Raw genomic sequence first — 16,816 nt, forward strand, 5'->3', positions numbered from 1 at the left:
CCCTTCCGCCTTGGTCAGGTGCCGAACTCGGCCCGCAGCGCGGCGACGATGCCTTTGGTGCAGACCTCGAGCAGCAACTCGCCCTTTTCGGCCGAGGCGTCCTTGGGCGAGGAAAGCGTGCCCGGTGCGGGCGTCCATTCCGGCTTGACCGGGTAGACGTCATAGGGCGGGAAGCTGGCCGGCTCGACATCCACCGCCCGCGACAGGTCCACGAATTGCGGGTAGAGCGCCAGCATCAGCGATGTCTCCAGCACGCCGCCATGCTCCAGATCCCAGCCGGGAAAGCCGTCGGGGTAAAGCCGGGCGATGTCCGCTTCGCCGACGAAATCCCAATAGGACAGCACCACGATCTTCATGTCGCGGATGCCGTCCCAGCGCAATTCGCGCAGGGCCAGGTCGATGCCCTCGATGATGAACCAGGAATTCTCGAAATGCCCGTTCACCATGCAGATCCGGCGCACGCCATGGCGGGCGAATTCCTTGATCACGTCGCGCAAGGCCGCGACCAGCGTGGCGCCGTCCAGGCTGGTGGTGCCGGGCAGGTGGTTGCCGCCGCCGGATTTCTGATGCGACTTGTAGCCATAGGTAAAGGGGGGCGCCACCAGCCCGCCGATGTCCAGCGCGGCGCGGCGGGCGAATTCAGTCGGCAACAGCACATCGACATGCAAGGGCATGTGATGGCCGTGCTGCTCCATCGAGCCGATGGGGATCAGGATGGGCGTGGCGCCGTCCCTTACCGCGGCGTGGTAGTCGGGCCAGGCAAGCTCGGACGCGAATGCTGTCTTCTTCGGCATGATGCACCTTCTTGGGAAAGGGGGATGCCGGAATTAGAGTTTCGCCTTGAATATAAATGAAATATATAGTCGCAATCCTTGCATTGCGGGGGCAAATCCATGGCTGGGATCACCAATCTTCCGACCGATCTGTTGCGCAGCTTCATCGCCGTGGTGGAACTGGGCGGCCATTCGCGGGCAGGCGCGGCGCTGGGGCGCAGCCAGCCGGCGATCTCGCTGCAGATCCGCCGGCTGGAGGAGCTGGTGCGTGCGCCGCTCTTGACGCAGGAGGGCCGCAACATCCTGCCCACCCCGGCGGGCGAGGCGCTGCTGAGCTATGCCCGCGAGATGCTGCGCATCAACGACGAGGCGGTCAGCTATTTCCACCGCTCGGACAAGACCGGCGTGTTGCGCATCGGCCTGCCGACCGATTATGCGGTGGCGTTCCTGCAAGGCACGCTGACCCGCTATATCCGCGACCATGCCGAGGTCGAGCTGGAGGTGCATTGCGACCTGTCCCGCGAATTGCACCAGCACCTGCGCTCGGACGACCTGGACATCATCGTGGCGGTGATGCCGACGGCGCGCATGCCCTATCTTTCGCGCATGTGGACCGAGCAGCCGATCTGGGCCGCGGCCGAGGACTTCCATCCGGCCGCCCATGCGCCGGTGCCGCTGGGCGCCCATCCCGAGGGCTGTGACTATCGCGCCCGCATGATCCAGGCGCTGGACGCCGTCGAGCGGCGCTGGCGCATCGTGTATACCGGGCCAGGCATCTCGGGCTTGCAGAACGCGGTCAGGAACGGGCTTTGCGTGACCGCCCTGACCCGCGCCACCATGCTGCCCGGCATGCGCATCCTGACCGAGGCCGAGGGATTCCCGGCGCTGGAGCCCTTGCGGGTCGGGCTGTTCTACAAGCATCCGCGCCTGTCGGCGGCGGGGTTGCAGCTGGTCAGCGATCTGGTGGCCGACCTAGACAGCGTGGGATCGGGCATCCATGCGGTTTCCGTGTGAAACCGGGGCCATAACGCCTGCAAATGTCAGGATTGGAAGAACCGATTTTGCATGGATGCCGCCTTCTCCTAGCCTGTCCATAGCAAACAATCAGAACAATCAGACAGGGTGATGAGATGACACAGGATGATCGGGGCGCGCGCCCCGCGCTGTCGCGCCGAGGGGTGCTGGCGATGGGTGCGGCGGCGCTGGCCACGCCGATGCTGTCGCGCCGGGCATTCGCCGCGCCGACGCAGCTGACCATGCTGGCCTGGTACGGCCATGCCGAGCCCGACATCGTGGCCGAGTTCGAGGCCGAGAACAACGTCAAGTTCGTGCCGAAATACTATACCGGCGGCGACAACATGCTGGGGCTGATCTCGCAAAGCCCGCCCGGCACCTTCGACGTGATCCTGTCCGATGCGGAATATGTCCAGCAGCTGAACGCGGCCGGCTATATCGAGGCGCTGGACCCGGCCGACTATCCCTTCGACGAGTTCTTCCCGGAATTCCAGAAGTTCCCCGGCCATTGGGACGGCGACACGCTGTATTCCGTCATCACCCGCTTCGGCTTCCTGGGCGTGGCCTACAACACCGACGCGCTGACCGAGGCGCAGGCTTCGACCTATGACGTGCTCTGGGATCCGGCGCTGAAGGGCAAGGTCGGGCATTTCGACTGGCACCTGCCGAACCTTGGCCAGATGAGCCTGCTCAACGGCAATGCCAGCCCCTATGACATCGACGGGGCGGCCTGGGATGCGGTCAAGGAAAAGACCATGACCCTGCGCCCGCAGATCGGCGGTTTCTTCGACTATGGCGGCACCTTCTCGTCACTGAACAACGGCCAGATGCTGGCCTTCGCCGGGATCGGCGACTGGATCACCGGCACGCTGGAGCGAAACGGCGCCAAGGTTCGCTCGATCATCCCCGAGCAGGGCGGCTTGCAGTTCACCGAAAGCTTCTCGATCGGCAAGGGTTCGTCCAAGGCAGATCTGGCGAAGAAATGGATCCAATACATCACCTCGGCCAAGGGGCAGTCGAAATCGGCGCAGATGGCGGCCTATCCCTGCCTGATTCCCAGCCAGAAGGGCTGGGAGGTGCTGAACGCGGAAAATCCCGACGAGGCCCGGCGCCAGGGCATGGTGCCGGGGGAAAGCAACGTCATGGACCTGATCCGCTCGGGGCGCATCAAGTATCGCCAGCTTCCGGTGCAGCAATCGCTGGAAGAGTGGAACGACTTCTGGTCGGACTACAAGAGCGCCTGAGCCCGAGGTGGCCGGTGCAGCGCGCCGGCCGCGCCGCCCGTCCCCCGCCGGAGCTTGCTAGATGCGACGTCCCGTCTCGCTTTACGGACTGACTTTCTCTCTGCCGCTGCTGATCTGGCAGCTTCTGTTCTTCGTCTTCCCGCTGGTCTTCCTGGTCGCGCTCAGCTTCTGGACCGTGCGCAATTTCCGCCTGGAGGCGGGGTTCGACACGGTGAACTGGGTGACGATGTTCGGCCGCCCCGTCTTTTGGCAGGCTTATGCCACCACGCTGGCCATGGCGGCCGGCGCCGCGGCGCTGACCAGCGCGCTGGCCTTTCCCTGCGCCTATGCCATCGCCTTCAAGCTGTCGCCCGCCGCGCGCCGCTGGGCGGTGTTCCTGATGGTGATCCCCTTCTTCACCAGCTATCTGGTGCGGGTCTATTCCTGGCAGGTCTTCCTGTCGGATGTCGGCATCATCAACGTCATGCTGGGCTGGATCGGGCTGGGCCCCTTCCGGCTGCTGAACACCATCGGCGCGACCATGCTGGGCTACATGACGCTTGGCTTTCCGCTGGTCGTGCTGCTGCAGCTGTTCAGCCTGGTCTTTGTCGACCGCACGCTGATCGAGGCGGCGCATAACATGCGCTGCGGCAGGCTGCGCACGGTGTTTGCGGTGGTCATCCCCTCGGCGCGGGTCGGGCTGGTGATCGCGGCGCTGTTCAGCTTCATCCTGTGCTTTGGCGATTTCGTCAGCCCGATCTATCTGGGTGGGGGCGATCCGACCACGCTGTCCATCCTGATCACCGACACCACCAAGTCCGGCCAGCAATGGCCCCGCGCGGCGGTGATCGCGCTGACCATGATCGCGACGCTGATGGTCGTGGCCTTCCTGGCCGTCCGCTTCGCCTACAAGGGGCGCACGAAATGAGGGGTTGCACGAAATGAACGAACAGAACGAACTGAACCGCAATCCGCTGATCGACGCGGCGCTCAAGCTCTACGTGATCCTGGCCTATCTGTTCGTCTTTGCGCCGATCCTTGCCAGCTTCGTGTTTTCCTTCAACTCGGACCGTTTCCCGTCGATCCCGCTGGGGCATTTCTCGACGGAATGGTATCGCGCCGTCGCCGCGGACCCGCTGGTCTGGGAGGGGCTGCGCAACACGCTGGGGGTCGGCGCGGCGGTGGGGATGATCTCGACCGCGCTGGGGTTCGGGGCGGCCTATACGGATTACCGCTATCGGTTCTTCGGCAAGCAGGTCTACCTGGCGCTGGCGCTGCTGCCGCCCACGATCCCGGTGGTGATCATGGGGCTGGCGATGCTGGCTTACCTGTCGCGCATCGACCTGTCGGGCAATGCGCTGTCGGTCATCATCGCCCATGTGGTGATCTGCGCCCCCTTCGCCATGGCGGTGATCCGGTTGCGGCTGTCGCAGATGGACCCCTCGCTGGAGCCGGCGGCCTGGAACCTCGGCGCCTCGGAATGGGCGACGATGCGCCATGTCATCATCCCCTTCACCCGGCCGGCGATCCTGGGGGCGCTGTTCATCACCATGGCGGTCTCCTTCGACGAATTCGCCATCGCCTGGTTCGTGTCCGGCCTGAACGAGACGCTGCCGGTCAAGGTGCTGGGTTTCCTGCAGGGCCAGGTCAGCCCGCGCATCAATGCCATCGGCACCTTCGTCTTCGTGACTTCGATGACCCTCGTGATCCTGGCGCAGCTGCTGCTGTCGGGGCGCGGCCCCGCAACCGACAAGGAATGAATCCGATGCAAGAACCCCTGGTTTCCTTCGAGGGCGTCGCCAAGCGTTTCGGCAGCTATGTCGCCGTGCAAAAGATGGACCTGCAGATCCACAAGGGCGAATTCCTGGCCATCATGGGCTCGTCGGGCTGCGGCAAGACCACGACGTTGCGCATGCTGGCCGGGCTGGAGGCGCCTAGCGAGGGCGTGATCCGCCTGGCGGGCCAAGCCATCAACGACCTGCCGAGCTGGAGCCGCGACACGCCGATGGTCTGGCAGAGCCTGGCGCTGTTTCCGTTCCTGAACGTGATCGAGAATGTCGAGTTTGCGCTGAAGATGCGCGGCATAGGCCGTGCCGAGCGCCGGCGGCGGGCCGAGCAATGGCTGGAGCGCATGCAGATCGCCGAATTCGCCGACCGCAACATCGCCCAGTTGTCCGGCGGCCAGCGCCAGCGTGTCGCCTTGGCGCGCTCGCTGGTGGTCGAGCCCGAGATCCTGCTGCTGGACGAGCCCTTGTCGGCGCTGGACGCGGCGCTGAAGGTCAGGATGCAATCGGTACTGAAGAACCTGCAGCGCGAGACCGGCATCACCTTCGTCTATGTCACGCACAGCCAGTCCGAGGCCTTTTCGATGGCCGACCGCGTCGTCATCATGAGCCGCGGCAAGATCGAGCAGATCGGCACCCCGCAAGAGATCTATCGCACGCCGCGCACGCGCTTCGTCGCCGATTTCCTGGGCTCGTCCAACATCTTCCCCGGCCAGCTGACGCGCGACGCGGGCGGCCGCGCAGCCATCGCCACCCCCAGCGGCGATTTCGTCCTTGCCGGGGGCGGGCGGGCGGCAACGCCGGGGCAGGCGGCCAGCCTGATCGTGCTGGATACCAAGATGCAGATCCATTTCCAGCCGCCGTCGGACGCCGTGAACACGATCGAGGCGCGCATGATCGGCGAGGAATTCATCGGCGCCACCGCCACCATCTATTTCGAAACCGGCGCGGGACAGGAAATACGGGTGCAGAAATCGCATGAAGAACTGGCTGATCTTCCGCTGGCCGTGGGCCGCTCCTTCCATCTGTCCTGGTCGCCCGCCGACGGCCATCTCGTGCCGGAATAGCCCGGGACGTGACGCGCCGCCGCCCCTGGCCGGCGGTCCTGGCCGCCTTTCCCATGCCGGGGCCTATGGGCTGTTCTATGCCGGGCGGCTTTGTCCCTTTGCGCTTGCGGGGGGGTGGGGCACGTCCCATCTGCCGTGTCGCGGGGACGGAGTCTTCTCGCTGCTTGCCGGTCAGGGCCGGCAACAGGCAGGATGCCTGTTGGAATGGCCTTGTGGGTGAGACGGGTCCGGCGTTTCCTGCTTCCGCGATCCGAAACCGCGTAGCAGGGCGGCTGGGCCTGCCGGGCGGCAACTCCTCCCTTCTTGAGAGGTCAGCGCCCTATGCCTCGCGGATCTCTCGTGGCCGTCTGCGAGGATTGCCTGTCTAGGGGGGCAGTTTCCCGACATGCGCTGTTTCGGCTTGCAGCTTGGGCTTCGGGAAGTTTCTGCGGCTGGCAACGGAGTGGTTGTTTTCAAGGTCGATGATGACGCGGGAGGTTCTCATCCATACGGTCGCTTATGGTGGAGCCGACTGGATCAAGCGTATGCATCCGGCGTAGGCCATTGTTACGCAGCTTTTGCGGCAGGGCCGCCCTTTCAGTTCCAGGGCAGTAATTCTGGCAGGCGGGACAGGGGTGTGTCGGGCAGTCGCGCGAGCACATCGGCGAGCCAGGCCTGGGGATCGACGTCGCTTATTTGGCGGTGCCGATCAGGGAATACATGAAGGCGGCGCGGTCGCTACCGCGGGGCGAACCGGCAAAGAGCCTGGCTTTCCTGCCGAGGGCGATACCGCGCAGGGCCTGTTCGGCGGCATTGTTGGTAAGGCAGATGCGACCATCGTCGAGGAAGCATGTGAAGGCGTCCCAGCGGCCGTCTTCCTCGAGCATGTAGTGATGGCCTTGGCGATGGGGTTGTGCTTCGACATCCGGGCGCGTTCGGATCGCAGCCAGTCATGCAGATCGCCGAACCCAGCGCGACGGCCTGTCCCTCGAAGGCATGACCGGGATTGGTGGGTTGGGAACATATGGCATGCGTCCAATTGTGAAGTATTGACCTAAGTGAAGAAAACGTTTTCTATCGCAACATTGCGATTCAGAATCATCTGTGGTGGTCGCGATCAAGAGGGAGTGTGGAATGATTAAAATAATGAAAAATAAAGAGAAATTTTTTCAATTTCGTCAAGTTTGCACAGTGCTTGGCATCGCGGCGCTTCCGCTTTTCCTAGTGGGGACCCCGGCATTGGCGGACAAGCTGGATGATATCGTTTCCAGCGGCGCGCTGCGCTGTGGTGTGATGCTTGATTTCCCGCCTTTAGGCTATCGTGACGCCTCGGGCAACCCGGCCGGCTTCGATGTCGAGACCTGCAATGACATTGCCGCGCAACTGGGCGTCAAGCCCGAAATTGTCGAGACCCAGGCGCCGCAGCGGGTGCCGGCCTTGGTTTCGGGAACGGTGGACATCGTCGTTGGTGGCACTACCCCCACCCTGGAGCGCGCCAAGACCGTGACTTTCACCGACCCCTATAACGTCGGCAAGCTGGTTGTCGTGACAGGCAGCGCCAACAGGATCTCTGGCTTTGACGAACTCAAGGGCAAATCCGTCGCATTGGTTCGCGGAACTCTGCCTGAAACCGCCTATCTGGCAGCCTGTAACGGTTGGTCCGAAGGCTGCAAGAACCTGTCGCTGGCGAACAATGCCGAACAGATCACCGCTGTGCGGCAGGGCCGCGCAAATGCAATGATCGAGACAAACTCGTTCATGTCTGCGCTGAAGGCTTCGCCCCAAGGCGCGGACCTGGAGATCTGCTGCAACGTGCCCGGCTTTACCGACTGGACCTCGATCGCGGTGCCGAAAGGTGAATATGGTCTGCGCGACTGGTTGAACCTGTTCATCTTCTGGCAAGTAGACAGCGGTCGTTATGCCGAACTCTACCAGAAATACTATGGCACCGAAGCCCCCAGCCTGCAGCCGGGAAACTGAGATCGAGCAATGAGCTACAACTTTCAGTTCGGCATCGTCCTTGACGCTCTGCCCGATCTGATGCGAGGGGCCGCCTTGAGCCTGTCGATTGCCATCGTCACGATGGCGGTAGGCATCGTCTTGGCAATGCCCCTTGCCGTCGGATCATGGAATGGCAAGGGGCTAGTCACCTTCTTGTCGCGATCCTGGATCGAGCTTGCGCGGAATACGCCGTGCCTCGCCCAGATCTATTTTTTCTTCTACGGGCTTGGTGCCTTCGGTATCTTCCTCTCGCCTTGGCTCGCTGTCGGCATCGCGCTGTGCTTCAACAACGCGGGTTATCTGGCCGAGATCTTTCGCGGCGGCCTGAAAGGCGTGAACGCGAACCAGATGAAGGGCGCTCGCTCGCTAGGTTTCGGTCCTGTTGGCGCCTATCGTTACGTCGTCTTTCCGCAGGTTTTCACCAATACGTTCAGTTCGATCGGCAACCAGTTCATCTGGGCGCTTCTGAATACCTCGCTGGGCGCGTTGATCGGACTTTACGATCTCAGCGGCGTTGCTATGGATTACCAGTCCCGGACCTTCAAGACTTTCGAGTTCTTCCTGGCCATTGCGGTGATCTATTTCATCCTGGCCAAATTGGTGCTGTTCCTGGCGAACCGTTTCAAGCCTGGAGGCGCACGCCATGCCGCCTGACATGTTTGCATCGGGGATCGCCCCGCAGGACTATTGGCTGATGGCCGAAGGCGCATGGCGCACGATTCTGATGACGCTATCGGCCGGAGTGCTGGCAACGTTGCTGGGTGTGGCGCTGGGGCTGCTGAAACTCATGCCTTGGCGCGGGCTGCGACATTTGCTTGATACGGTGACCGACAGCCTGCGCTGTGTGCCCCTGCTGGTGCAGGTGACGCTGATCTATTCCGGGCTGGCGGTGCTGGGATTTCGCATCGGTGCGTTTACCGCCGGGACGGTCGCGCTTGGTCTTTTTGCCGCGGGCTATATTTCCGAGGTGGTGCGCGAGGCCGCGCAAGCCGTGCCCGGCAATCTGCGGCGCGCTGCGCGTGGCCTGGGCATGACGCGTTTCCAGGAATATTGGTATGTGGTCCTGCCCTTGGGCATCCGGCAGGGCTTTCCGTCCTGGCTGGGGATCATCCTGGGCATCGTCAAGGACACATCGGTCGTGGCGGTGATCGGCTATGTCGAGCTTCTGCGTGCAACGCAGAACATCATTACCCGGACGCAGGACCCGCTGCCGCTGCTGTCGCTGGCCGCCGTGTTCTATTTCCTGATCTGCTTTCCGCTCTCGATGCTGGGGCGGCGGCTTGAGCACATGATGAACGGAGGTGCCGTGCGATGATCGAGATCAAGCAGGTGCGCAAGAGCTATGGCTCGCTGGAGGTTCTGAAAGAGATCGACCTGACCATCGACAAAGGCGAGGTCGTCGTCATGATCGGGCCTTCGGGGTCAGGCAAGTCCACGCTGCTGCAATGCATCAACGGACTGGAAACCATTTCCTCGGGCGAGATCATCGTGGATGGCGTCAGCGTCTTTGACAAGACGACGAACCTGAACCATCTGCGCCGTAAGCTGGGCATCGTCTTCCAAAGCTACAATGCCTTCCCGCACATGACCGTGCGCCGGAACGTAACGCTGGCTCTGACCAAGGTGTTGGGCGTCTCTCGCGACCAGGCCAATGCCATCGCCGAGACACAATTGCAGCGGGTCGGTCTTCTGGCCAAGGCCGATGTCTATCCGACCGCGCTGTCGGGCGGACAGCAGCAGCGCCTGGGTATTGCCCGCGCGCTTGCCATGGGCCCGTCATATATGTTGTTCGACGAGGTGACTTCGGCGCTTGATCCCGAACTGGTGGCCGAGGTTTTGGCAACTCTCCGCCAGCTTTCCGCTGAGGGGATGACGATGATCCTGGTGACCCATGAGATGCAGTTCGCCCGCGAGGTCGCAGATCGGGTGGTCTTTTTTCATGAAGGGGTGATCGCAGAATCCGGCCCGCCCGAGCAGATATTCGGCAACCCCAAGTCCGAAAGGCTGCGGGCCTTTGTTTCTTGCGCGGGCTGAGCGCTGCGATATCTACCAGGCGGCCCGATCATGCGGCCGAACGTGGTTCAGGAGGGCCGTGCGTTTGCCAGGTATTATGGCCTGCAACTGCGCAGTCTTTGCCAAGCTCTTTGCCCGTGGGATTTCCGGCGGGCGTCCTTTTCAGCGTATAAATATATCTTTATTACATAAGTAACAAATATTATTTATATATCAATATAGTTACCGCGGCAGACATCATCGGGAAAGGGGACAGTCTGGATATCGATCGTCAGATGGAGCAGCACGTTGGCCCCAAGGCCATAATCTTGCCGGATGATGGGCCGCGCTTCCGCATGAATGGCAAGGGTATTCTCCGGGGCAGATCAAGCTCGGCCCCGGAGAATACCCACATTACAAGTTCACCGCAGTTCGCTTCGATTTGTAGCCGGGTGCAAAGCTCGATCTTTATGCCTCCCGCTTTTCCGGGCGCATGATTTATTGTCTCGACGGCGCGGGCACCATCATCCTGAACGGCGAGCGCAAGCCCTTCGCCGAGGAGCATTTCGCCCATATCGGCGAGGGTCATCACGTCGCGCTTGAAAACACCCGTGACAGTGTGCAGCAAGTGTTCAGCATCGTCTTCGGCAGCAGCCCCGAGGCGCGTATCGATCTAATGCCCATCCAAGACGACGAACCGACGCTGGAATTCACCACCGATCTGCGTGCTGCCTTCGGCCTGTTGACGCTGACCGAAGCCAAGGATCTGTCGGAAAGACAGAAGGGCGAGCTGGTCTATCAACTGCCGGACACTGGTCCGTCCTTCTGGCAGGCGAAGCCCAGTGTTGGTTGGGTAGAGGTGAAGCTCGCGCCTTTCACCCACAATGTCCATCATTACGGTTTGTTGATGCAGACGCTCTATCCTGGGGCGGCCGTGCGCGAACATGCCCACAACCAGTTGAACGAATTCTTCATCATCACCAAGGGGACCGCCAGAGCCGCGTTGGACGGCGTCGAAGCGATTTGTCCCAAGGGGTCGGTCATCGTCATCGGCCGCAACGTCTGGCACTGGTGGGGCCATGCGGGGGAGGGAGATGCGCAGAACTTTGCCGTCATTGATCCGCCGGGCGTCGAGGGGGCGCTGGCTCTTACCGGGCGTCTACGTACCTAGGGCGAGAGTTGGCCTGACGATATCGTACGCAGTCCGGAGGCCGGCAAAATCCTGCATGACCGCTATGGCTTTGTGATCAAGGCCGGCGCGGCGGATGCGCAGCGGTAAGTATGGCCGGATCTGTGGGGTTGGACGCTTAGCACGGCCCTTCTAGCCTTGTGGATTGTGGCTGGTGTGCGGGGGAAGCTATAGCTGGGCAAAGCGCCGCGCACGATCCGAAATCATGAAGAGAAATCATCCGATGGCAGAGGCCCAGCCTGACCCCGAACTGTGCTATCGCCCGGTGATTTATCAGCTCCTGCATGTTTCGAGCTTGCTGCTGAAGACACGCGAGCATTACGCCGCTACCGTAGGGGTGACCGCGCCGCAGTTCAGTGTGCTGACCGCAATCCGCGAATCCCCCGGCACCAGCGTCGGCGAGGTGGCCAACCCGCTGCTGGTTTCGGGTCCCTTCGTCACCGCCGAGGTCGGCAAACTTGTCCGAGCGAGACTGGTGCATAGGCAGGCCTCCGGTCGTGATCGGCGCGTGGCCGAGCTGTTCTTGATCGATGAAGGGGTTGTGCGGCTGGATGCGGTGGAGGCGCTGCGTCGCGCGGCCAATGCATGATTTTTGATGGCATGTTCGACGCAGAGCTGCAGAAGCTTTACGCAAAACTGTGGGGCCTGACTCGTGGGTTGAGCCAGGCGCTGCACATGATGGGGGATCCGGCCAAGCGCGTCGCGGACTGATCTGTTGCTGATGCATGGAGTTCTTGTAATCGTTTAGGCGATTTATCAACCAAATAATCGCGAAATTTTATGGGGTAAGCTCGATACTGCTAATTTATTAAGAAAACGTTTACAAACTTCCGATTTATCCCTACATAGCCCTATCGGCCAGTTGGCAGGAGGGGACTAACATGATTGACAGATTTCCGGTTGCGCCGGCGATGCGTCGGGCGCGGATAGCGACGACCGCCGTCTTCTTCATCAATGGCATGGCGCTGGCGTTGTTCTTTTCCAACATCGCATTGCTCAAGGAGCTGATCGCACTCAGCGATGCACGTTTGGGCACTGCGCTTGGGCTGCAGGGGCTCGGGACCGTGATCTTCGTGGTCATTGGTAGCCTTGTGGCAACCAAGTTTGGCACCCGCGCCACCATGCTGTTTGGCGCGGTGTTGCTGGCACTGGCGCTCCAGGCCGTGGGCTTTGCCTCGCAGTATACCGGGTTTCTACTGGCGATTCTGGCGCTTGGCGCTTCGAACAGCTTCATCGACGTGTCAATGAATGCTCACGCCTCGCTGGTCGAGCGTGAATACCGGACAGAAATCATGCCCTCCTTCCATGCCGCCTACAACTTCGGTGGTTTCGCGGGCGCCTCGCTGGCGGCACAATTGATTCGCGCCACCGGCGGCGCCTATTCTTCACTGACGTTGGCCGGCATCGCCATGGTTGCCGTGATTGTTCTCGGCTGGGTCATCTTGGGCAATCTCAAGCCTACGATCGCGGAGAAATCAGAGGATCGTCGTCACACCGCTGCCGTAGTCCTGCGCTCGCCAGCTGTCCTGATCCTCGGCATTTTTGTCGCCATGGCGCTGTTCGTTGAAAACGCGATGAACGGTTGGAGCGGCGTTTATCTTAAGGATGTGGTCATGGCCGATCCGGCTACCGCGGCCACCGCCTTCGCCGCCTTCCAGTTCGCACTGGCGATCGGCAGGCTGCTCGGTAGCCCCGCCATCCGCCGCTTCGGCGCCGAACGTGTCGTGATTGGCGGCGGACTAATCGCTGCGGCCGGCGTGCTGCTGGCAGTCACTGTGGTTTCGCAGCCTACGGCACTGATCGGCTTTGCAGCCATCGGCCTGGGCTTGGCAAACTGCACGCCGATGTTCTTCACCCGTGCAGCTGCTGCCTTCCCTTCATCGCCGGCGCTTGGCATCGCGTTGGTCAACACCATCGGCTACCTGGGTTATATCGGTGGGCCGCTGGCGCTGGGTCTAGTGTCGGAAAGCTGGGGATTGAAGTCCGCCTTTTTGCTGGTTCTGGTCGCTATGATGGTCATCGCCTTCGGCTGCCGCCTTGTGACGGCGCTGAAATCTTCAGCCGAGATTGCTGCTGGATGATCCTGCTATCCAAGCAGTATAGACGCCCCGGGCCAGCGGACCGGGGCATTTCCTTTCGTCAGGCTGCCGAAACGCGGCGTAGCACGTCGTCAAGCAGCGCAGGATCGCCAAGCGCTACCACCTCGATGCCGGAATCCAGCGTCAGCGGCATGCCTTGCCAGTCGGTAACGCGCCCCCCAGCACCTTCGATGATCGGGACGATGGGCATGAAGTCCCAAGGCTTCATGCCCGAATCCACGATTACATCGGCAAAGCCCGACGACAGCAGGCCATAACTGTAGGAATCCCCGTCCAATAGCCGGTTCACCCCATGCATGCCATTCCAGACTGCCATCGGGTCGTTGCGCCACATGATGCCGCTACAAAAGAAAACCGTCGCATCCTTGACGGCGGTGCAGGATCGGGTGCGGACCTCGCTTCGGCGACCCTGCCGAATATGCACGGTGGGCCAGCCATGGGCACCGGACCAGCGCTCGTCCATGGCGGGGATGTCGATCACGCCAAGTATCGGCTTGCGGTGCCGGGCCAGCGCGATCAGGGTGCCGAACTGCGGATGGCCCGCAGCAAAACGATAGGTTCCGTCGATCGGGTCGAGGACCCATTGGTATTCCGCATCCGGGTTGTGAACCGGGAACTCCTCACCCACGATGCCATGGTCCGGGAACCATTCACGGATTGCATCGCGCATCATTGTTTCGACCGAGCGGTCGGCGATGGTCACCAGGGAGGTGTCGGCCTTCACTTCGGCGCCAATCTCGCCGCGGAAGAACTCCAGCGAGCGCGAGCGCGCCATATCGGCCAGATAGTTCGCCGCGAAGACGAACTCTTGGGGGCATTTCATCAGTCTTGTCCTTTGTTTGCGGGGGTCAGCGCCTACGCCAGGCTTGGCTGCGGGAAAAGTAACGGCGCATGAGCAGAGTCTTGGCGCCCATCACCAGTGCCGAGGTGGCGAAGATAGACACCGACATGGCGGCGGCCTCGGTCATCCGGCCGCTGTCGTTCCACTGCACGATGGCGATCGAAGCCAGCAGAGTATTAGCGGAGTAAAGAAAGATCACAGCCGAGACGGTCGTCATGGTGTTGACAAAGAGGTAGCCCCAGATGTCGATGATCGCGGGCATGCAGAAGGGTAGGGTGACGCGGCGCAGCATGACGTAGAAAGGCACCTTCAGCGAGGTCGCCACAACGTCCAGATCGCGGTCCAACTGCTTGAGCGCGGCGGTCGCGATGATATGCGGCACGGTGTAGAAGTGAATGATGCTCGACAGCACCAGGATGGCCATGGTGCCATAAGCGAAGTGCAGCGGATTGGCTGGGCTGTTGAAAAAGAAGATATAGGACAGGCCCAGCACCAACCCCGGCACCGCGACAGGCAGGGTCGCCATCAGTTGCAACAATGCCTTCGCTCCGTCCCACCCGCGTGTCCGTTCGATCAACCAGGCCCCGATGAAGGTCAGTGCCGTGCCGAAGGTCGCGGTCAGAAATGCGAGGGTCAGCGAGTTGACGTAAAGGCTCCAGCCTGCCGTGCTTGCCTCGCCGAAGCGATAATTCTTCAGCGTCAGGCCAAGGTTGTAGGGCCAATAAGTCACCAGAGAGCCGAAGACGGCGAAGCCGATGATGACCAGCAGGCAGGCCGCGATCAGCAGGCAAAAGGCTAGGCAGGCCAAGTCACGGGTCTTCTGCGGCCGGATGTCCAGCGGCACCGATTGCGCGGTCACCGTGGCGACTTCGAACCTTTGCAGGAAGCGCTGGAGAGCAAAGGCTAGCACGGCCGGGATCAACAGGAAGATACCCACCACCGCACCCATGCCGAAATCGAACTGCGCCACGACCTGTTTGTAGATCTCGGTCGCGAGCACAGGATAGCTGCCGCCGATCACTGCCGGAACGCCGAAATCAGTAAAGACCTTGACGAAGATCGCCAATGCGGTCGAGATCAGCCCGTAGCGGATCCCCGGCAGCGTGACCGTGGTGAAGGTCTTGAAGGGTCCGGCGCGCAGGGTCAGGGCTGCATCGTACAGCCTTTGGTCTGCCATGGCGAGCGAGGTAGAGAGGATCAGTACAGCCTGTGGAAAGGAAAAGATCACCTCGCCGATGACGATGCCGATGGGACCATAGACGCTGTTACCCATCAGGATGCCACGTGCCAGTCCCTTTTCCCCAAGCAGAAAGACAAGCGCGATGGCCGGCAGCAGCGAGGGGGCCAGCAGCGGGATCATGGCAAAGCTGCGAAACAGCGGCCGCCCCGGCATTCGACTGCGGGTCAGGCCATAGGCAAAACCCAGCGCAAGCAGAATGGTGATCGCGGTTGAGAGGAAGGCGATGAAGAAGCTGTTCCAAGCCGCCAGCGCCAAAGTCGAATCCCCAAGGAAACGCTGGAAATTGGTTAGGCCGATGAAGACGCCGTCGCTGTCGCGGGTGCTGCGGGACAAGAGCGCGTAAAGCGGTGCGATCAGCGCGATGAACAACACCGCCGCGACACACAGCAGCATGGTGCGCATGGCGCGGTCGTCCCCGGTTGCGGGGATGCGGATCGCTTGTGGTGTCTTTCCGCTCATCCCGCGCCTCCGTGAACCGGAAAGACATGCAGCGCGTCGGGTGGCAGATGTGCGCCGATGCTGATGCCTTCTGCAAGTTGTAGTTGTGCGAGCGTGGCAAGCGACAGCCTTGCACGCAGCGGTATGTCGCATAGCGTTGGTGCATGCAGGCGAACGACGGCCGAGGCCCCCGAGAATTCGACGGCATCCACCGTCGCCGTCACGGTGTTCGGGCCGGTTCCACTCTGGGTCAGCACCAGATCCTCCGGGCGGATGCCGATGGCGGTTGCACCTGTCGGCGCTCCTTTCCGCAGTTGGCCAAGCTCCAGCCGCTGCTGGCGGATGCGCACGGCGTCCTGCCCGTCCGACTGCCCGTCGATCAACGTCATGTCGCCGACGAACTCGGCGACGAAGCGGTTCGCGGGATGGCTGTAGATGCGCTGCGGCGTATCGAATTGCTCGACACGGCCGGCGTTCATCACCACGATGCGGTCGGCCAGGGAAAGCGCTTCCTCTTGGTCATGGGTAACCATGATCGAGGTGACGCCAACGCGACGTTGCAGATCGTGCAATTCTTCGCGCAGGCGGACGCGGACGCGGGCATCCAGCGCCGACAACGGCTCATCCAGCAACAACAGACCGGGGGACATGGCCAGCGCTCGGGCTATGGCGACGCGCTGTTGCTGGCCACCGGACAGTTGTGAAGGATATTTCTGCGCGTGCTCCGCGATGCCGACCATCGCGAGCAATTCCTGAGCCTGTGTGCGGGCGTCCTTGGCCGAAACACCTGTATTGCGTAATCCAAAGGCCACGTTGTCGATCACCGAAAGGTTTGGAAACAAGGCGTAGGACTGAAACACGATGCCGAAGTCGCGCCGCGCGGGTGGCAGGAGCGAGATGTCTCGCCCGTCCTGCCAGATTTGGCCGGAGCTTTGCGGGTCGAGTCCCGCAATCGCGCGCAGGAGCGTGGTCTTGCCGCAGCCCGAGGGGCCGAGAAAGCAGACGAACTCTCCGCGCCGCACGGACAGCGATACGTCACGCAGCGCGTGATAGGGGCCATAGTATTTTTCGAGATTTGAGATCGTCAGATAGCCCTTGTCGGGCGCGGTGCCTGTCTTCTTGATCATGGGAAGGTCCGTGTGATGCGGGTAGCCGGCCTCTTGAGCGGCCACCCGA

General features: G+C 61.9%; 16 protein-coding genes and 1 pseudogene. 12 read left to right on the top strand and 5 right to left on the bottom strand.

What is annotated here, in order from left to right; all coding sequences use genetic code 11:
- Positions 1-14: 14 nt before the first annotated feature.
- Positions 15-794, bottom strand: coding sequence for a creatininase (locus E3U25_RS02170; RefSeq protein WP_116221328.1), 780 nt, complete (start codon positions 792-794; stop codon positions 15-17).
- Between the two features lie 99 nt (positions 795-893).
- Between E3U25_RS02170 and E3U25_RS02175 the strand changes: the two genes are divergently transcribed.
- The 5 genes from E3U25_RS02175 to E3U25_RS02195 all read left to right on the top strand — a co-directional run bounded on the left by E3U25_RS02175 (position 894) and on the right by E3U25_RS02195 (position 5,861).
- Positions 894-1,787 (top strand): LysR substrate-binding domain-containing protein, encoded by an 894-nt coding sequence (locus tag E3U25_RS02175; protein ID WP_036752790.1) that lies wholly within the window; start codon positions 894-896, stop codon positions 1,785-1,787.
- A gap of 116 nt (positions 1,788-1,903) precedes the next feature.
- Positions 1,904-3,031, top strand: coding sequence for a polyamine ABC transporter substrate-binding protein (locus E3U25_RS02180; RefSeq protein ID WP_116221327.1), 1,128 nt, complete (start codon positions 1,904-1,906; stop codon positions 3,029-3,031).
- Between the two features lie 61 nt (positions 3,032-3,092).
- Entirely contained in the window at positions 3,093-3,938 is an 846-nt protein-coding gene (locus E3U25_RS02185; protein WP_036752796.1) for an ABC transporter permease, read from the top strand.
- Positions 3,939-3,951: 13 nt separating this feature from the next.
- Entirely contained in the window at positions 3,952-4,770 is an 819-nt protein-coding gene (locus tag E3U25_RS02190; protein WP_036752799.1) for an ABC transporter permease, read from the top strand.
- 5 nt (positions 4,771-4,775) lie between these two features.
- Complete coding sequence (locus E3U25_RS02195; RefSeq protein ID WP_116221326.1) at positions 4,776-5,861, top strand: ABC transporter ATP-binding protein; 1,086 nt, start codon at positions 4,776-4,778, stop codon at positions 5,859-5,861.
- A gap of 576 nt (positions 5,862-6,437) precedes the next feature.
- Here the strand turns inward: E3U25_RS02195 and E3U25_RS02200 are convergent.
- A pseudogene (locus tag E3U25_RS02200) lies at positions 6,438-6,801 on the bottom strand (IS66 family transposase); the annotation flags it as partial.
- A 185-nt stretch (positions 6,802-6,986) separates the two neighbouring features.
- Between E3U25_RS02200 and E3U25_RS02205 the strand changes: the two are divergent.
- From E3U25_RS02205 to E3U25_RS02235, 7 genes are all read left to right on the top strand, one after another.
- Positions 6,987-7,820 carry an ABC transporter substrate-binding protein gene (locus E3U25_RS02205; RefSeq protein ID WP_166435435.1) on the top strand — a complete coding sequence of 278 codons (834 nt, stop codon included), beginning with the start codon at positions 6,987-6,989 and terminating at the stop codon, positions 7,818-7,820.
- Between the two features lie 9 nt (positions 7,821-7,829).
- Positions 7,830-8,495, top strand: coding sequence for an amino acid ABC transporter permease (locus E3U25_RS02210; RefSeq protein WP_114537807.1), 666 nt, complete (start codon positions 7,830-7,832; stop codon positions 8,493-8,495).
- A complete protein-coding gene (locus tag E3U25_RS02215) occupies positions 8,485-9,156 on the top strand; it encodes an amino acid ABC transporter permease (protein WP_083539254.1) in 672 nt (223 codons plus the stop codon). The genes E3U25_RS02210 and E3U25_RS02215 overlap by 11 nt, the downstream gene beginning before the upstream one ends.
- A complete protein-coding gene (locus tag E3U25_RS02220; protein ID WP_116221325.1) occupies positions 9,153-9,875 on the top strand; it encodes an amino acid ABC transporter ATP-binding protein in 723 nt (240 codons plus the stop codon). Before E3U25_RS02215 ends, E3U25_RS02220 begins: the two co-directional genes overlap by 4 nt.
- A gap of 451 nt (positions 9,876-10,326) precedes the next feature.
- Positions 10,327-11,004 carry a cupin domain-containing protein gene (locus tag E3U25_RS02225; RefSeq protein WP_116221324.1) on the top strand — a complete coding sequence of 226 codons (678 nt, stop codon included), beginning with the start codon at positions 10,327-10,329 and terminating at the stop codon, positions 11,002-11,004.
- A gap of 241 nt (positions 11,005-11,245) precedes the next feature.
- Positions 11,246-11,611, top strand: a complete 366-nt coding sequence (locus E3U25_RS02230; RefSeq protein WP_166435434.1) for a MarR family winged helix-turn-helix transcriptional regulator — start codon at positions 11,246-11,248, stop codon at positions 11,609-11,611.
- A 292-nt stretch (positions 11,612-11,903) separates the two neighbouring features.
- A complete protein-coding gene (locus E3U25_RS02235; RefSeq protein ID WP_116221322.1) occupies positions 11,904-13,103 on the top strand; it encodes an MFS transporter in 1,200 nt (399 codons plus the stop codon).
- A gap of 58 nt (positions 13,104-13,161) precedes the next feature.
- On the opposite strand, the gene E3U25_RS02240 is transcribed toward E3U25_RS02235, so the two are convergent.
- Genes E3U25_RS02240 through E3U25_RS02250 form a run of 3 tightly spaced genes read right to left on the bottom strand, consistent with a single transcriptional unit; the run spans position 13,162 to position 16,767 of the window.
- Positions 13,162-13,944: an inositol monophosphatase family protein gene (locus tag E3U25_RS02240; protein WP_116221321.1), complete on the bottom strand. Its 783-nt coding sequence runs from the start codon at positions 13,942-13,944 to the stop codon at positions 13,162-13,164.
- A 25-nt stretch (positions 13,945-13,969) separates the two neighbouring features.
- The gene (locus E3U25_RS02245) at positions 13,970-15,661 is read right to left on the bottom strand and encodes a putative 2-aminoethylphosphonate ABC transporter permease subunit (protein ID WP_116221320.1); all 1,692 of its coding nucleotides are present in this window, start codon (positions 15,659-15,661) and stop codon (positions 13,970-13,972) included.
- Complete coding sequence (locus E3U25_RS02250) at positions 15,658-16,767, bottom strand: putative 2-aminoethylphosphonate ABC transporter ATP-binding protein (RefSeq protein WP_116221319.1); 1,110 nt, start codon at positions 16,765-16,767, stop codon at positions 15,658-15,660. Before E3U25_RS02250 ends, E3U25_RS02245 begins: the two co-directional genes overlap by 4 nt.
- Between the last annotated feature and the right edge of the window lie 49 nt (positions 16,768-16,816).

This window comes from Paracoccus versutus, from assembly GCF_029909795.1.
In the GTDB taxonomy this organism is placed as follows: domain Bacteria; phylum Pseudomonadota; class Alphaproteobacteria; order Rhodobacterales; family Rhodobacteraceae; genus Paracoccus; species Paracoccus versutus.

Excerpts from the sequence above, each read along its gene's own strand:
- E3U25_RS02205 (WP_166435435.1), top strand. The coding sequence starts at position 6,987 with ATGAAAAATAAAGAGAAATTTTTTCAATTTCGTCAAGTTTGCACAGTG.
- E3U25_RS02180 (WP_116221327.1), top strand. The coding sequence starts at position 1,904 with ATGACACAGGATGATCGGGGCGCGCGCCCCGCGCTGTCGCGCCGAGGG.
- E3U25_RS02235 (WP_116221322.1), top strand. The coding sequence starts at position 11,904 with ATGATTGACAGATTTCCGGTTGCGCCGGCGATGCGTCGGGCGCGGATA.
- E3U25_RS02195 (WP_116221326.1), top strand. The coding sequence starts at position 4,776 with ATGCAAGAACCCCTGGTTTCCTTCGAGGGCGTCGCCAAGCGTTTCGGC.
- E3U25_RS02240 (WP_116221321.1), bottom strand. The coding sequence starts at position 13,944 with ATGAAATGCCCCCAAGAGTTCGTCTTCGCGGCGAACTATCTGGCCGAT.
- E3U25_RS02225 (WP_116221324.1), top strand. The coding sequence starts at position 10,327 with ATGATTTATTGTCTCGACGGCGCGGGCACCATCATCCTGAACGGCGAG.
- E3U25_RS02245 (WP_116221320.1), bottom strand. The coding sequence starts at position 15,661 with ATGAGCGGAAAGACACCACAAGCGATCCGCATCCCCGCAACCGGGGAC.
- E3U25_RS02215 (WP_083539254.1), top strand. The coding sequence starts at position 8,485 with ATGCCGCCTGACATGTTTGCATCGGGGATCGCCCCGCAGGACTATTGG.
- E3U25_RS02220 (WP_116221325.1), top strand. The coding sequence starts at position 9,153 with ATGATCGAGATCAAGCAGGTGCGCAAGAGCTATGGCTCGCTGGAGGTT.
- E3U25_RS02170 (WP_116221328.1), bottom strand. The coding sequence starts at position 794 with ATGCCGAAGAAGACAGCATTCGCGTCCGAGCTTGCCTGGCCCGACTAC.
- E3U25_RS02250 (WP_116221319.1), bottom strand. The coding sequence starts at position 16,767 with ATGATCAAGAAGACAGGCACCGCGCCCGACAAGGGCTATCTGACGATC.
- E3U25_RS02190 (WP_036752799.1), top strand. The coding sequence starts at position 3,952 with ATGAACGAACAGAACGAACTGAACCGCAATCCGCTGATCGACGCGGCG.
- E3U25_RS02210 (WP_114537807.1), top strand. The coding sequence starts at position 7,830 with ATGAGCTACAACTTTCAGTTCGGCATCGTCCTTGACGCTCTGCCCGAT.
- E3U25_RS02230 (WP_166435434.1), top strand. The coding sequence starts at position 11,246 with ATGGCAGAGGCCCAGCCTGACCCCGAACTGTGCTATCGCCCGGTGATT.
- E3U25_RS02185 (WP_036752796.1), top strand. The coding sequence starts at position 3,093 with ATGCGACGTCCCGTCTCGCTTTACGGACTGACTTTCTCTCTGCCGCTG.
- E3U25_RS02175 (WP_036752790.1), top strand. The coding sequence starts at position 894 with ATGGCTGGGATCACCAATCTTCCGACCGATCTGTTGCGCAGCTTCATC.